General features: G+C 41.6%; 14 protein-coding genes. 12 read left to right on the top strand and 2 right to left on the bottom strand.

The window, feature by feature from the left end; translation table 11 throughout:
- Positions 1–132: 132 nt before the first annotated feature.
- A complete protein-coding gene (locus tag LIZ08_RS03850; RefSeq protein WP_227038340.1) occupies positions 133–1,650 on the bottom strand; it encodes an ATP-binding cassette domain-containing protein in 1,518 nt (505 codons plus the stop codon).
- A gap of 232 nt (positions 1,651–1,882) precedes the next feature.
- On the opposite strand from LIZ08_RS03850, the gene LIZ08_RS03855 reads away from it, so the two are divergent.
- The 11 genes from LIZ08_RS03855 to trxA all read left to right on the top strand — a co-directional run bounded on the left by LIZ08_RS03855 (position 1,883) and on the right by trxA (position 13,024).
- On the top strand, positions 1,883–2,026 hold the full coding sequence (locus LIZ08_RS03855; RefSeq protein ID WP_275450090.1) for an NADAR domain-containing protein: 144 nt from the start codon (positions 1,883–1,885) through the stop codon (positions 2,024–2,026).
- 188 nt (positions 2,027–2,214) lie between these two features.
- A complete protein-coding gene (locus LIZ08_RS03860) occupies positions 2,215–2,562 on the top strand; it encodes a TIGR04197 family type VII secretion effector (protein ID WP_227038308.1) in 348 nt (115 codons plus the stop codon).
- Positions 2,563–2,564: 2 nt separating this feature from the next.
- Positions 2,565–2,918, top strand: coding sequence for a hypothetical protein (locus tag LIZ08_RS03865; protein ID WP_227038309.1), 354 nt, complete (start codon positions 2,565–2,567; stop codon positions 2,916–2,918).
- Complete coding sequence (locus LIZ08_RS03870; RefSeq protein ID WP_227038310.1) at positions 2,915–4,738, top strand: EndoU domain-containing protein; 1,824 nt, start codon at positions 2,915–2,917, stop codon at positions 4,736–4,738. Before LIZ08_RS03865 ends, LIZ08_RS03870 begins: the two co-directional genes overlap by 4 nt.
- A 24-nt stretch (positions 4,739–4,762) precedes the next feature.
- On the top strand, positions 4,763–5,140 hold the full coding sequence (locus LIZ08_RS03875; protein WP_227038311.1) for a hypothetical protein: 378 nt from the start codon (positions 4,763–4,765) through the stop codon (positions 5,138–5,140).
- 33 nt (positions 5,141–5,173) lie between these two features.
- A complete protein-coding gene (locus tag LIZ08_RS03880) occupies positions 5,174–5,818 on the top strand; it encodes a hypothetical protein (protein WP_227038312.1) in 645 nt (214 codons plus the stop codon).
- The gene (locus LIZ08_RS03885; RefSeq protein WP_227038313.1) at positions 5,805–6,251 is read left to right on the top strand and encodes an NADAR family protein; all 447 of its coding nucleotides are present in this window, start codon (positions 5,805–5,807) and stop codon (positions 6,249–6,251) included. Before LIZ08_RS03880 ends, LIZ08_RS03885 begins: the two co-directional genes overlap by 14 nt.
- Before the next feature lie 63 nt (positions 6,252–6,314).
- The gene (locus LIZ08_RS03890) at positions 6,315–7,352 is read left to right on the top strand and encodes a M42 family metallopeptidase (RefSeq protein WP_227038314.1); all 1,038 of its coding nucleotides are present in this window, start codon (positions 6,315–6,317) and stop codon (positions 7,350–7,352) included.
- Between the two features lie 126 nt (positions 7,353–7,478).
- Entirely contained in the window at positions 7,479–9,464 is a 1,986-nt protein-coding gene (locus LIZ08_RS03895; protein ID WP_227038315.1) for a peptide ABC transporter substrate-binding protein, read from the top strand.
- Positions 9,465–9,582: 118 nt separating this feature from the next.
- Complete coding sequence (locus LIZ08_RS03900) at positions 9,583–12,612, top strand: CocE/NonD family hydrolase (RefSeq protein ID WP_227038316.1); 3,030 nt, start codon at positions 9,583–9,585, stop codon at positions 12,610–12,612.
- A gap of 97 nt (positions 12,613–12,709) precedes the next feature.
- On the top strand, positions 12,710–13,024 hold the full coding sequence (gene trxA, locus LIZ08_RS03905) for a thioredoxin (RefSeq protein WP_003002728.1): 315 nt from the start codon (positions 12,710–12,712) through the stop codon (positions 13,022–13,024).
- 188 nt (positions 13,025–13,212) lie between these two features.
- Here the strand turns inward: trxA and LIZ08_RS03910 are convergent, their stop codons facing one another.
- Positions 13,213–14,694, bottom strand: a complete 1,482-nt coding sequence (locus LIZ08_RS03910) for an alpha-amylase (protein ID WP_227038317.1) — start codon at positions 14,692–14,694, stop codon at positions 13,213–13,215.
- A gap of 208 nt (positions 14,695–14,902) precedes the next feature.
- On the opposite strand from LIZ08_RS03910, the gene LIZ08_RS03915 reads away from it, so the two are divergent.
- Complete coding sequence (locus LIZ08_RS03915; RefSeq protein WP_227038341.1) at positions 14,903–16,534, top strand: M20/M25/M40 family metallo-hydrolase; 1,632 nt, start codon at positions 14,903–14,905, stop codon at positions 16,532–16,534.
- Positions 16,535–16,541: the final 7 nt, after the last annotated feature.

A 16,541-nucleotide genomic window follows, 5' to 3' on the forward strand; every position in this document is an offset into this window, starting at 1 on the left:
GACGACGAAATCGAATTCTAACGAATTACCGATTTCTGTCCCACTCTCTTTTTGAGGTTAAGATGACCTCAATCTATCTGTGCCTGATGATGTATTGATCATGGTAAAACAAATCTTCGTGAGAAAGCAAGTCTACTCATTTTTTTGAATGATTAGTTCTCCAGATCTAATTTCCCAGACCTGGTCAAAGTTCTTTAGTGCTTCATTCTGTCGGTGTAAAGTAATGATGACAGCACACGGTAAGTCTAGTACTTTTTTCAATTCTGCCTCGAACTGATGAGCATCCAAGGCTGAAAAAGGTTCATCCATAATAACTAATGGACTCTGGCGGTTTTTTTCTCGATTGAGGTACATACGTTGTTGTTGACCACCTGACAGGGATTGAGGAGGTGTTGCTTCGAATTCCGCATCCTTAAACTCTGCGGGGAAAGTATTGAATAGCGTAACATTATTTTCATAACTAGAGATGAAGCTATGCTCTTGTTGCAAGATCAGGCCAAATCTTCCCCAAAGCTGATTTAGGGGAAGATCATTCAGCAAGATCTCACCTTGGAAATCCTCATCCGTACCATTTAAAATATTGAGTAGGCTACTCTTACCTGATCCGTTCTCTCCTATGAGGGCAACCTTATCTCCTTTGTGAATGGTGGCAAAAGAAATCTTCAATGTTGATTCCCCAAGTTGTTTAGAAAGATTCTTCAATGTGATCGTTTCAAAGGAAGGCTGTGGTGACTGAATTGAAGATGGATGCTTAACAATAGTTTGAAAGCTTTTAATTACAGGTTTTACCGACTCCAACATTTGCAGATCGTAAAGGATTTCTTGAATTGGTTCTGAGAAGGCTGTAATATAACCAAAACTGGCCACCACCTCAGGGATACCAATTTGCTGATGATATAGAGAGTAAGCTAGATAAGAGAAGAGAATAAGGCTAATGAATTCAAAAGAAATACCCGTCAAGAGAATACCTGTAATTTTAGTCAAACCATACCCAAGATACTTATCCTGCAAGTTTTTGAGAGAACTTCTTTGTTGCTCTATAAAATGAGGTAGAGTGAGTTTGTTAACTAGGTGATGTCCTCGGAATAGATCCTCCAAGGTCCGATAATAATCAGCTTGCTTTTCAAGATAGGTTTGTCTACGCTTCGCAGTCAATTGACCAACGATCTTTGGAATTTGAATACTGATGGCTGTTGAAATCAGTAGGATCAGTGCCACTATAGGATTGATCGTTCTGGTAATAATGACGGTATAAATCAAAATTCGTAGAATCTGCTTAAAAAAACTCATCAGTGGAGGTAGATAATCTTTTTCCAGTGAATCAAGATCATTAGATTGATAAGAAATGTATTCTGCGACTGTTTTCTGCTTGAAATCATGGTGGGCAAGTCCTAAAAGAGATTGAAACCAATCGTTCTTTAGATTTGTCGAAAAGAGAATGGCCTGTTTCCAGTCAAGGCGCATTTGGATGTAGTTGCAAGTCAGGTAACCTATAACTGCGATGCAATAACCTGACAAAGCTATTTGATAGTGGCCACGAATTAATTCTTGTGTAAAGTATGGAAGAAGAGCAGTACAAATATTGGACAGTCCACTAAAGAGAAAATTAAAGAAAAGATACCAGCGCAGAGGCTTAAGGTATTGAAGCATAGACGAAACTCCTTGATAAAGCATAACATCAAACTGATAATGAAATAACAGCACCGTTGCATCAATGAGCAAATAGGGGCATTAGTTAGAAACTTTCATTTTTGTAAAATATAACTAAATTATAGCATATGATGAAGTCAGTTTATTAATTTAGAAGAAGTTTGTCTATGTATTTCTCAAAAAAATTTGATATTAGGATGATTCTGTAGGCGTGTTAATTTAAACAAAAGAACTGCTAGCGACAGGAGATGTTATCATCATCGAACATACGCAAAACGACGCTTACTGGGCTGATGGTGGAGATGGCTCTGGGAAGAACAAGCTAGGCCTTCTCTTAATGCAAGTGCGGGAAGAGTTGAAAAACCCAAACCCGTAACCTCTCTTCAAGCTATTCCATTTAACACCCTAAGTTTGGTATGAATGCCGCAATGATCAATAATATGGAACTCAAGTCAGTCGGCTTGAGTTTTTTTGCGTGAGCGAATGTGCTGGGAATACCACTAACTAGGCTTTTTTATAGCTGTGAAAGATGTTATAATATGAAAAAATTAAAAGGAGAAATGAATGGGAGATAAATACACAGTAAAAAGTGATCTTTCGGTGGCTGCTAAGCATGCTACTGCAATAGGATCTGCCAATGATCATCCGGCTATAACAGTCCAAAGAGATGAACAAACGACAGTTGCTGGTAATAATAGTGCAAAAAATGGTATTAGTCAATTTGAGAATCTTCAGACTCAACTATCGAATCATATTGTGAATATGATTCAAAATATCCATAGCTTAGCCGACCAATTTGAAGATAAGGATGCCATGATTCGTCAAAACTTAAATATTTTGAATACTATTCAGTCTAAGCCGTCATTCTCAAATGAAGCGAAATCAAAATACTTAGATGTATTAGAGGATTAGATATGAGTGCAGAAGAGACATGGAATAAGCTCCATGAGAAAGAACTACAACTTTCAGATAAGGAGTGGGACTTATATCAGCGAATAGAAAAATTAGATTCGAAGAAAATGGAAGTAATGGATCAGCTGTTGAATGATTCACATTGGTTAAATGATCTAGATTTTCTTTTCGAAGGTAGTAGATATCAAAGTCAAATGATGAATGACCAGTTAGAATTCCAGCATCAAGTGAGAATAATGGAATACAGTCTGGATGAAGAATTAGAAAAACTTCGGAAAGAACATAAATCTATTGAAATGAAGTTAGATTCGATTCACCAAGAAAAAAGACGATTAGTGACGGAGGAAATCACATGAGTATAGATATGTATCTAGAATCCGCCAGAAGTCAGGCAACTAGTTTATCTAGTATATCCGCCCAGTGCGTGCAACAGAATATTGAATTGATTAAAGTTCTTGAAAATTTTGTAGCTGAAGAAGAGTTAAAAGGGCATGCTTACGACTCAGCAAAGGCGCATATTACAAGTACTGTAATTCCATTAATTCAAGGGATTGTCTTATACCAAGAATCACTGGCGGAGGAGTGTCAAAAATTTGTCAGTCAATATACCTCTGACGTAGATAGTAAAAGTTGGCGTCAAGTTGATTTAGAAGAAAAAATTAGGGAAGCAGATCAAAAGATTTCTAATCTACGACAGTTAATGGAAACAAAATCGGATGATAAGATTTCAGCTTTTCTAAATCTTTCGCTATCTATAGCCGTATTAGAAGGAGCAAAACAAAAATTACAGAAAATATTAATTAGCCTGCTTACTTTTAATGCAGTCTCTCCAACTATCTTTTTAAATTCAGAGCAGTATTTATTGGCCGTTCAAAATGGTTTTGCCCAAGCTGCACAATCATGGGATGCTGCCAGTGGAACCTACTTGCCCCCAAGTAATGGAGCTGATCTATCATGGAAGCAAACAATCTCTTTAGGATGGCAAAAACGACAAGCAGTCCTGAACAAAGTGAAGAACCCGAAGGTTGAAACGTTAGAGGAAAAACTCTCAAAAATGTCACGTGCAGAACTGGAGGAAGAGTATGGTTCTGTGATTCAATCATATAAAAGGTTTCTTACAATGGGACAAGGCGATAATGTGACTGCTACTATGGATTATGAGGATGTGAAACTAATTTGGAAGCGATATAATGAAGTGAAGAATGATCACTTAGGATTATTACCTTCAGAATTAGCCAAGGTGGACCCGAAATTTAAGAAACGTATCGATGCAATGGATCAAGAAGCGTTAGAAGAGGCCTACCCAGAACTTAAAACATTGATCTCCATGGCCCATGTGAATCCCTATGCACAACTATTTAAATCTGAAACAGAACGCGCTAATTATGATTACCTACTAGATCGCTATTTCCTTTTAGATAGTCAAAAAATGCTTAGTTGGCGAGATCCCGCCTTTCAAACTAAATATGATTATTATATAATTGAAGAAGGAATTGATCCTTTTACAGGCAAACCTGCTACACAGGAAGAAATCAATCGGGCAAAAGATATCAAAAAGGTGAGAACTGTTACTGAGAGCTTCCAACTAGCAAGTACCTTGTATACCTCTTATGTTGGCTATAATCAGTACTACAATAAACCCTATACAACGTTCTCGGATGTATTTAGTAAGGTAAAAGGAAAGATTCCTTTCTCCAATAGGAAAATTGAAAGTTGGAATCGGAATGTTTCTGAATTCAAAATGTACAATTTGGATGACTTAGCAAATCTCAAACATACAGAGAATTTTACTGAGAAGTCTTTGAGCCACATTTTTGAAGGTGATATAAATAGGAGAGGACAAGCAGGTGGCTATCATTATGATATGGTTGAAGGGACTTCTGGAAAAATTATCGAAGGTACGAAAGGACCCGCCTTAAATGATGCCGGGGTTTATGAAGCGAAAGTTGAAGTAAATGGAACTCTTAAGAAAGCCAATGGAGGGAACTCCACCTTCTTCCCTGACCATATGAGCCCTCAGGAGGTTGTAGATACCATTAATGAGGCATATGAAGCAAGGGTATTTGACACTAACTCAAGAAACATTTATGAAGGTATAAGTAAGAATGGAATGAAAATTACGATGTATTTAGACTCTAATGAAAAGATTATTTCAGCTTTTCCTAGCAGTAAATAAATAGAAAGATATAGGACGTAACAAATGTTAAAAAGACAATATGGAATATTTAAATATCCTAACGGTGATATTAGATTATCGATAAAATTTTTGGATGAAAACTATCAAACTTTAGGTGAGTTTTTTATTATTGAGGTTAATACTTTTTACCCTCACATTTATAAAGAATTAGAGGCGGTTGTTACTGGTCAAAAAGAAGCGTCTGATTTTGGTGGTAATATGCTCAATATTGATATAGGTAAAGAAGAAACAGAAGTATATTATCAAATGGATGATGAAAGTCTTGGGGAACCTTGCTTTATCTCAACGGATGAACTATATAAATTAGTTATTGAGTGGAAAGAAATGGAAGATAAAATGTACAGTGGCGCAGATATTTTTCCGGTGACTTTAGAGGATTGACGTTGAAATAATTCCCCAAATAATGGAGAAGTGATGAACAATAAAGAATTAGAAGATTTGTTTTATAAAGTCCCTGAAGGGGTTGATTATGCAGATATATTGGAAGATGTTGATCTAGAGGATGTTCCTGAAGAAACGATTCAAAAGTTGACTTCATTATTGGACAGTGATGATGACCATTTACGCTATCAAGCCTCTAGATTGTTGACCATTTGGGGTATCAGAGAAGGCTTTGATGTCTTGACTCAGATGTACAGTCAAGGGCAATTAGAAGGAATGATTTCGCATCGTCTGCATGGCTATGATGATACCAATCGGATTTTTCTATATGATATCGTATATTATTGGGCGAGTCGGTATGATTTGAGCGAAGAGAAGATAGCTAGAGGGGAAATTTATCCTTATGTTTGTAAAATCATCGAACAGGCTGAGGCCGGATATTATGATATTTCAAAAATATATCGACTGGTTAGCGAGGAACATTATACGGAATACATCCCCTACCTGAAACACTTCCTTTCAACCATTATGGACAAACCTGAGGATAATTATTGGCGAATTCATGATACCTTGAAGCTATTCTTAAAGGTAGAGCCTGATTATGTGACACAGTTATTAAAAGAAAAGCAAAAATCATTAGGAGATTTTGGAATCGAGGATAAAGGTGAAAGAAATTAAATTTTATAAAGTAAATGATGAGTATGGTTTTATGTCCAATTTTGCTCCCTACCCTTTTTCAGATGATAGCAAAATCTGGCCAACTTCAGAGCATTATTTTCAAGCACAAAAGTTTTTAGTACCCGAAATTCAAGAGAAAATTCGTCAGATAGCCTCTCCAATGGATGCTGCCTTAGAGGGACGCAATCGTCAAAATCCCTTGAGATCAGATTGGGAAGAGGTCAAAGATGAGGTGATGCATCAAGCCCTTCGAATGAAATTTAGACAAAATCCAGATATCGCTAAAGAATTGCTGGCGACAGGAGATGCCATCATCATCGAACATACGCAAAACGACGCTTACTGGGCTGATGGGGGAGATGGCTCTGGGAAGAACAAGCTAGGCCTTCTCTTAATGCAAGTGTGGCAGGAGTTAAAAAACTCTACCTTGTAACCTCTCCTCTAGCTATTCTCCCCATTTCATGCTAGAATAAAGAAAAACACATTTGGAGGCATTATGAATCAGACAGTGACTTATTTGCAGGAATTGACAGCCATTCCTTCCCCGACCGGTTTTACACGAGAGATTGCAGACTATTTGGTCAAAACCATTGAAGGCTTTGGATACGAAGTAACCCGGACTGCTAAGGGCGGCGTGAATGTGACCGTTCCTGGTGTGATCACAGACAAGCAACGCTATGTCACAGCCCATGTGGATACCTTGGGAGCTATTGTCCGCGCGGTGAAAGAAGATGGCCGCCTCAAACTGGACCGAATCGGTGGTTTCCCTTGGAATATGATTGAAGGGGAAAATTGTACAGTCCATGTAGCCAATACAGGAAAGACCCATTCGGGTACGATTTTGGTCCATCAGACTTCTTGCCATGTCTACAAGGATGCGGGTACTGTCGAGCGGACCCAGGACAATATGGAAGTCCGTCTGGATGAAAAAGTAACCAATGAAAAAGAAACCCGTGCCCTTGGCATTGAAGTGGGTGATTTTGTCAGCTTTGATCCCCGAACAATTGTGACAGATACTGGCTTTATCAAATCTCGCCACTTAGATGACAAGGTGAGTGCAGCGATTCTCTTGAATCTTCTGCGCGTGTACAAAGAAGAACAGATCCAATTGCCAGTAACGACCACCTTTGCCTTTTCAGTCTTTGAAGAAGTGGGGCATGGGGCTAATTCTAGTATTCCAGCTGAAGTGGTCGAATACTTGGCAGTGGATATGGGGGCTATGGGAGATGACCAAGCGACGGATGAATACACGGTATCCATCTGTGTCAAAGACGCTTCTGGACCATACCACTACGAATTCCGTCAGCATTTGGTAGCTCTTGCAAAAGCTCAAGAAATCCCTTATAAGTTGGATATCTATCCTTTCTATGGATCAGATGCCTCTGCAGCCATGAGCGCAGGAGCAGAAGTCAAACATGCCCTCCTCGGAGCAGGGATCGAATCTAGCCACTCATATGAGCGGACTCACTTGGATTCTGTAGTCGCAACAGAGCGCATGGTCGATGCCTACCTCAAGAGCGACTTAGTAGAGTAAAAAATGGAACTACTCTCCGGAGTAGTTTTTTTTCATAATACAAAAATTTTCTGAAAATTCCTTTTCTTCTGAAAACCTTTGTGGTATAATCTTAAAATAAACTTAAAATTTCTTGAGGAGTTTTACATGAAAAAAAGAAATGTCATTGCACTTGCGGGGGTTGCCCTCCTTTCAGCAGGTATCCTAGCAGCTTGTTCGGGTGGTTCTAAATCATCTAGCTCAAGTAAAGGTCAAAAATTCTCATATGTCTATGAGACTGAGCCAGAAAACCTAAACTATATCACATCTGGTAAAGCAGCAACCCACGATATCACTGGAAACTTGATTGATGGTTTGTTTGAAAATGATAAATACGGGAACTTGATTCCATCTCTTGCAAAAGATTGGACAGTTTCGCAAGATGGCTTGACTTATACTTATAAACTTCGTGACGATGCTAAATGGTATGATTCAGAAGGCGAAGAGTATGCGGATGTAACAGCTAAAGATTTCGTCACAGGGATCAAATATGCGGCTGATAACAAATCAGAAATGCTCTACATCATCCAGGATTCTATCAAAGGCTTGAATGACTACGTCAGTGGTAAAAATAAAGATTTCTCAGCTGTAGGAGTAAAAGCAGTTGATGATCATACCCTTCAAATCACTTTGAACCAACCAGAATCTTACTGGAACTCTAAATTGACTCTTGGGATCACTTTCCCTGTCAACGAAAAATTCGTGAAATCAAAAGGGGATAAATTCGCTCAAGCAAGTGACACTAGCTCCCTTCTTTACAATGGTCCTTACATCTTGAAGAGCTTTACTTCAAAATCTTCTATCGAAATGACCAAGAATGAAAACTACTGGGATAAAGACAAGGTCTACATCTCAGATGTGAAATTGGAATTCTACGATGGACAAGACCAAAGTAAATTGGCCAAATCATTCGGTGAAAATGCTCTTAGCTTGGCAAAACTCTTCCCAACTGGATCTGGTTACTCAGAGCAAGCCAAAGAATTCAAAGACGAAATCACCTACACTCCTCAAGACGCTGCTTCTTATGTTATTGGTACCAACATCGACCGTCAATCTTACAAACACACTGCTAAGAAGACCGATGAAGAAAAACAATCTACTAAGAAAGCTCTCTTGAACAAGGACTTCCGTCAAGCGATCAGCTTTGCCTTCAACCGTGAAGCGTATGCTGCTCAATTGAACGGAAAAGACGGAGCAAGCAAGATCATCCGTAACCTCTACATTCCACCAACATTTGTCCAAGCTAATGGCAAGACCTTTGGTGAAATGGTGAAAACTCAATTGGATACCTACGGAGATGAGTGGAAATCTACTAAACTAGACGATGGTCAAAATGGTCTCTTCGATGCTAAGAAAGCGAAGGAAGAGTTTGCAAAAGCGAAGACTGCCTTGGAAGCAGAAGGTGTGAAATTCCCAATTCACATCGATATGCCTGTAGACCAAACCACACCATCAAGAGTTCAACGGGTACAATCATTCAAACAATCAGTTGAAGAAGCACTTGGTAAAGAAAATATCGTCATCGATATCCAAATGCTTTCGAAAGAAGACCTTCAAAATGTGACCCTCTTTGCGCCAAATGCGGCCGGCGAAGACTGGGATCTCTCTGATAATGTTGGATGGAGCCCTGACTACCAAGACCCATCAACTTACATGGATATCTTGAAAGCTTCATCTGGTGAAAATACTAAGACTTTCCTTGGATTTGACCCAAGTGAAAACAATGAAGCAGCTAAAAAAGTTGGTCTGTACGACTTTGAAAAGATGATCAAAGATGCTGGTGCAGAAACACAAGACGTCAACAAACGCTATGAAAAATATGCGGCAGCGCAAGCTTGGTTGACTGATAGCGCCCTTGTTATGCCAACTTCTTCATCAACTGGACGTCCATTCTTGACACGTATCGAACCATTCTCAGCTCCATTTGCATGGACTGGTGGTAAAGGAAAAGACCACGTGATCTACAAAGGAATGAAACTCCAAGATAAAGCTGTGACAACTGCTGACTACAACAAAGCCCTTGAAAAATGGCAAAAAGAACAAGCAGAGTCAAACAAAAAAGCACAAGAAGATCTTAAGAAACACGTCAAATAAGGATCGATAACCGAGGCTGATGCCTCGGTTTTTTTTGGATCAGATGAACATCTGTTTGATATAAAAACGCTTACATAGTATAATAGGAGTGTTGATTACAAAAAGTGAGGAGATTGACATGAAAAAGAAAACAATGGTTTCCATTGTCGCATCAAGTTTATTGATCGCGCCGATGGTCTTGCATCAAGTAGCAGCAGCAGATGAGCAGACAGAAGAGCTAGCCCCATCGACAGAAGTGGTCCATGCTCCATCTACTGAAGCAAGACCGACAACAAGTGACGCAAGCACTGCCACTAGTGAAGAAGCTGCAAGCTTGAGTGAGGTATCGCTGGATCGGACGGCAGGTGCCAATCAAGTAGCCCCTGCAACAGAAGCGCGCGCAGCACAAAGTGAGCCTACGGTTCCAGTAGCAAGTCCAGCAACAACAAACAGGGAAGCTGCACCTCAATCTGCTCCTCCTTCAGAAGCTCCGGCAACAAGTCAGGATTTGGCAAAGGTTACAGGTTCAACCCATGCAGCGGATCAGGCCTCTAAAGAGTTGACGGTCCAAGATGCTGTTAATGGCTTGCTTCAATGGGCAGCAACAGATCCTAGCCAATTGGGCAAAAGTCAAGCAGATCGCGAACGCTTTGCCAAGAGTTTAGGCTTGATTGAAAAATCTGATGATCTGACTCGTAAGGTTAGTCATCCAGAATTGGCCAAGATGTATGAAACAGCTAAGAAACTCTACGATGCCTATCGTGCTGAAAAGAAAAGCCCGCTCTTTTTAAATGGTCGTGCCCAGCCTATTTTCCCTTATACGACGGGAGAAAAAGCAGACCAAGACTACAAATATGAGGACAGCCAAATTGTGCGCTTCCCAGTCTATGTCGAAACGGACTACGATACCGATGCAGATGGCAAACCAGACTTAGTCAAAGCCATTGTTCAATTACCAAAAGCCGTAGCGCAAGGTGATTTTAAGGCAGCCACTATTCTCGAAGCGCGTCCTTACGTAGCGGGGACGCTCGATGAAAACTATGTGACTCTTGAAAGTTTGGGGCTTCCAACGGACGGTAGCTACGATATGAAGAAACTGCACAGTCAACCTGCAAAGAGACAGCCAGTAAGCAGTGAAACAACAGTAGAAGCAGCCAAAAAAGCCAAGGCGTCGGATTGGTATTACTACAGTCCCTACGAGTATATCTATGACTACGAAGATCTGAACTGGTACGACTATTTCTTGGTCAGAGGCTATGCCTTTATCTCCAGCGCTGGACTTGGTACCAAGGGATCAGAAGGATTTAACACGACGGGATCCGATCTCGAAATCAATGCCTTCAAGAATATTATCGAATGGGTCAATGGCAAGCGCAAGGCCTACACCGATAAGACTAGCAATGTCGAAATCAAGGCAGACTGGGCAACAGGCAATGTCGCTATGACCGGTCTCTCCTGGGCTGGAACCACGACCTTTGGTGTGGCGGCAACAGGCGTAGAAGGCTTAAAGACCATCGTTCCGGCAGCAGGAATTGCCTCTTGGTATGATTATTTCAATAGCCAAGGAACCCAATTTGGCAATGCACCTTATAGTGACCTTTCATGGCTCTCCCTCTACGTTAGCACACGGATGCTGGACCAAGACGACTGGGCAGGGATTTGGCAAAACTATTCCAACTACATCAATCAATTGAACAAGGACCAGTACGCTCATGATCGCAACTACAGTGATGTCTGGAAGGAGCGGGATTATACCCTTCATCCAGAAAATCTCAAGACCAGCGCCCTGATCGTCCATGGCTTGAATGATGACAATGTCAAGACCAAACACTTTGAACTCATGTACGATGCCCTCAAGAAAGCAGGACAAGATGTTAAGCTCTATCTCCACCAAGGAGATCACGTCTATCCAGCGGCTATGTCACGGGGATACGGCATCACCGCCAATGGTCAGGACTTTTATGACCTGCTCAATACCTGGCTGACCCATTACCTCTACGGAGTGAACAATCACGTCGAAAGTTTGCCAGCGGTTCTAGCTCAAAATAACTATGATCCAAGCAAATGGACCAGCTATGATAACTGGAAGAGCAGTCAACGTCTCTTCTTGAATGCAAGCTCGAAACGCCTAGAAGAAACCATTTCTAGTGATTATGCGGCTGCAGGTGTTGAGATCGCTAACCGTAATGAAACAGTCAGCAAATCCTCCTCTAAGGCCAATCTGACCTTCGTTTCTGATGTTACTGAGGACACTACGATCAAGGGCCACATCCCCGTTCATTTCAAGGCAGCTCTTGCCAAAGGTCAAGGAAAGAATTTCCAAATCAACGCCCTCTTGGTAGATGTGGCAGATGAGGATTTTGACGTGGTGGGAAATGGTAGCGTCAAGCAAGATAAAACAGCAGACGGTTTCTGGATGGGAAGCAATTTAAGCAACCTATCTGTTGCCGAATACGAAACCATCAAGACCAAGTACAAGGTGATCGCAAAAGGGTGGATCAATCTTGCGAACCCTGAGTCTGGCTACGATTCAGCAAGCTCACGAGCTAGCATCGAGCCAAAAGTTGGGGAATACCACGATTACACGGTTTATCTCCAACCAAATCTCTATACGGTTAAGAAAGGTCACAAGTTAGCTCTAGTCTTTAACACCTATGACCCGTCTGATTTAACGGTGGAGCATCCATATGAAGTGACCTTCAAGACAGATTCTATCCAGGCTGCGATTCCAATTGTTGAAAAGACCCGCGCCCAAAAGGCAGCCTATGTACCAAGTGCAACAGATACTGACTATGCGAAATTGCCAGAAATAGAAGGAACTGCTCTAGTCGCTCCAGAAGTGCACTACAAGGAAGAATATACGCTTCCAACTCCAGAACACCTTGTCCAACCAAGCCAAACTCTTCCTGAAAAAGATGAACAGATGCAAACAGGATCAGCAAGACAAGAGCAATCTCATCTTACACTAGCTGTATCTTATGGACCTCAATTTGTTTCACAAGGATTTGTAGAAGATCCTCAAGAAGTGACTCCTGCAGTAGGAGGAGAGCAGGTAGACCATACCCTTCCTCAAACAGGGAGCAAAGACCATGCTCTGGGTCTCTTAGGTATGATCAGTCTAACAGCTTCTAGCCTCATCTTTTGGCGCAAAAAGAGAGAAGATGCCTAAGGAGTCCCCGTAGCAAATATTTCTAAAATGACATCTTTTAGTGTAAAATAAAAGTAGAAATGCAGAATCAGTAGTCACTACTGAAAAAGGAGGAAATATGGCACACGTAATCACAGATGCAACTTTTGAACAAGAAACCAGCCAAGGCCTTGTCTTGATTGACTTTTGGGCAACTTGGTGCGGTCCATGCCGCATGCAAGCTCCAATCTTGGATCAGTTGGCAGAAGAAGTACATGAAGATGATTTGAAAATCTGTAAGATGGATGTAGATGAAAATCCAAATACAGCACGTCAATTCGGTATCATGTCGATCCCAACTCTTCTCTTTAAAAAAGATGGACAAGTTGTCAAACAAGTAGCTGGAGTTCATACGAAAGCGCAATTGAAAGAAATCATTGCAGAATTGAGCTAAAATGAAAACTCGTTTTCCATATTGGAAAACGAGTTTTTTGATGCTCTTTATTTCTTTTAAATAGACGCGACACCCATTGACAGCGCTTTCTTATAGTGCTAAAATGAAACTGTATTTCCTATAAAATTTTTACAGGAAAAAATTCTCCTAGGAAGATGTCGATCCTAGGAGAAAATTACATATAAAGGTTATTGGCCCTCTGTATCTTGGGCTACCCAGACACTGACGGAGCGCTCTGCCACTGGGAATTCAGCAGTACCGTCTTCTTGAACTTGGACAGTTTCGCTACAATTTTCTAGGACATCATAGTAGGTGAGACCTGCGTAGGATGAGCCGATCTCCATGACTTTTGTATCAGCTTGGTTATTGGAAATCAAGCAGGCGATTGGTGCTGATTCTTCTGTACCTGAACGTGTCCAACCGATGCAATTAGGATCATCGAAGTAGTCCGTCTGTTCCCCATAGGCCAGATCTTTACGAACCCATAAGAGACGATCGAGAACCTCTTGGAAACTTTCTTGCGCAAATTTGCCCTCGATACCGTAGTAGTCTCCAAAGAAAACACAAGGCAAACCAGCTTCACGAAGTAAGATCAAAGCATAGGCTGCAGGCTTAAACCATTCTTCAATGGTAGATTCCAAGGCTTGCCCTCGTTGGGTATCGTGGTTGTCCACAAAGGTCACGGCCTCTTCAGGATGATTGAGCGCTAGTGTTCCATCAAAAATAGTTCGAAGGTCGAAATTTTCACCCTCTTGACTAGCTCTGAAGAGATTTTGGTGGAGGGCTACATCGATCAGGTCATACAAGTAGTCAATGCTTTCCAAGTACTCATCGTTGGTTTCTGTGTCGCCATTCCAAAATTCACCAAAGACGTAGAAATCTTCACCATATTTTTTGGTGATATTGTGGATGAAATTCTTCATAAAGAAGGAGTCAATGTGCTTGACGGCATCTAGACGGAAGCCCTCAACCCCTGTCGTTTCGATAAACCATTCAGCCCATTGGTCGAGATTTTCTACAACTTCGGGATGTTTGAAATCGATATCGGCATACATGAGGTAATCGTAGTTTCCGTTTTCCTTGTCAACCAGATCTCCATGAGCCCAACCTTTGTTGTCCCCTTGGATTTGGTAGATCCCATTCTTATTACGTGAAGCATCGTAGTCCGTACCGGTAAAGTGGTACCAATGCCAGTGGAAGTCATTATAGGCGCCATTTCGGCCATCAAAGGTGAATTTGGTCCATCCTTGAATGGTGAAGGGTTCAGTGAGAACCTTGTTTCGATCCATAGGATCGACCTCAACGACCTCGAATTCCTCTAAGCCATCAGCAGCAGCCTTATGGTTGAGCACGACATCGGCCGTTGGTTGAATCCCTGCATCTTTGAGGGCTTGAATGGCTTGAAGATAATCATCTTTGAAACCGTATTTGGTACGAACTGTTCCTTTTTGATCGAACTCGCCCAAATCAAAGAGGTCATAGACTCCGTACCCAACGTCATTGTTAGAAGTAGCTTTAAAGGCAGGCGGCATCCAGACCTTGCGAATACCCAAGTCTGCTAAGTGTTGCGCATCCTCAGCAAGACGCGTCCAGTGGTTCCCATCAGCGGGCAAATACCACTCAAAATATTGCATTAAGGTTTGATTTTCCATTTTTATTTCTTCTTTCATGTGAATGTCCCTATTTTACCAAAAATAGTTGGATGCCACAAACGTTTGCGCTGGAAGCAAGCCCTTTCTAAAAAAGAAATCGCATACATGAAAGAAATGAAGTGAGAATATAAAAAGTAGTATTTTATTTACGTAGAAATATCAGTCTGATACATATATTTCTATTCATTTTATAGTTTGATCATATCAAAGGAGGATTGGTTTGAAAGTGAAAACCACCAATAGAGAGAGCATCGAAAAGATTTTTACCGAAGCCTTGGCGATTCCGAGCTTCACCAATACTGAGACCGAGCAAGGGATCGAAGCCTACCTGGATCAACGGATTGCCCAGATCCCTTATTTCAAGGAACATCCGGACCATTTTGGGCGCTACCAGGTGCCACAGGATCACTTGCATCGGTCGGTCAATTGGGCCTTGGTTGATAAGGGCAAGAAAAAAACAGTGATCCTTTTCCACCACCATGATACAGTCGATTTAGAAGACTATGGAAACTTGTCGGAAATCGCACTCGATTCTGATCAAGTAGCAGAAGCTTTGAAAAGACTGGATAGACGTCCAGATATGCAGGAAGATTTAGCTTCTGGGGATTGGAAATTTGGCAGAGGATCTTGCGATATGAAAGCAGCCCTAGCCCTTCAATTGGGGGTTCTGGAAGCCTATGCAGCAGACCCCTCAGAAGGTCAGGTCAATCTGCTCTATCTCTCTGTTGGAGATGAGGAATCCTATTCACGTGGGATGCGAGGAGCCTTGGGCCTCCTCACAGATTTGCAGGAAACCTTTGATCTGAATTATGTATTGGCAGTGGATTCAGAGCCCTTTGAATCAGAGGTAGGAAAAGAAAAGGTCCTTCACATTGGCACAGTCGGCAAACTCATGCCGGTCGTTGTGGCGCAAGGTGTCTTGTCCCATATGAAGGAGCCCCTCAAAGGGATCAATGCCTTGTCGCTCCTAGTAGCCATCGCAAGCCAGCTAGATCTTCATCCCGATCTGGCAGATCAGGCCTTGGGAGAAACGTCTCCCCTTCCTTCTTGGTCCTATCTCAGAGATTTGAAGGAGCAGTACGATGTATCGACCGTGCTGTATGCGGCTGGTTATTTCAGTGTGTTGCATTTGAAGAAAACACCCCAAGAGCTCTTGCAACGAATCTATGAGCATAGTCAAGAGGCCTTGGACGCCTTTTACAAGAAGTACGAGCATTTGCAGGATCAGGCAGGACAAGACCACATTATTGCAAGGCCAAGAGTCATCACCTATCAAGAACTAGAGGAACGTTGCCAAGCCTTAGAGGGCTACCAAGCCTTTAGAGAAGCTTCTAATAAAAAAGCGGAGCAAGATTTTCGTAATGGGACTAGCTACCAAAGCCTTGCGATTCAGCAAATCCAGCGACTCCTTGAGTTTCTCGGAGATAAGGATCCTATGGTGGTCATCGGTTTTGCGCCCCCATATTATCCTTCCATGAATTGCCGCTTTTTAGACAATACCGATTTCAATATCGTGTCCCTCATCACTGATTACCGCGAGTATCTGGACACAAGAGGTTACCGCTTAAAAGTCGAAGAATACTTTATGGGGATTAACGACACCAGTTATTGTGCCTTGGAAAAGGATGTGGCCTCTTATCAAGTTGTCTTGGATAGCCTAGCCACACCAGCACAGGTCTATGATTTGGATCTGGAAAAAATTGCCCACATTCAGGTCCCAGCAGTCAATCTAGGCCCTTGGGGAAAAGAATTGCACAAGCGAGGAGAACGAGTCTACAAAGAAGACTTTTTGGAGACCATTCCAAACTATCTGTTAGAATTGCTCTACCATTTCGATGATCGCTTATCAACAAAATAAGAAAAAC

The sequence above is a fragment of the Streptococcus sp. 210928-DFI.4.42 genome (assembly GCF_020554365.1).
GTDB classification, from domain to species: Bacteria; Bacillota; Bacilli; order Lactobacillales; family Streptococcaceae; genus Streptococcus; species Streptococcus parasanguinis_S.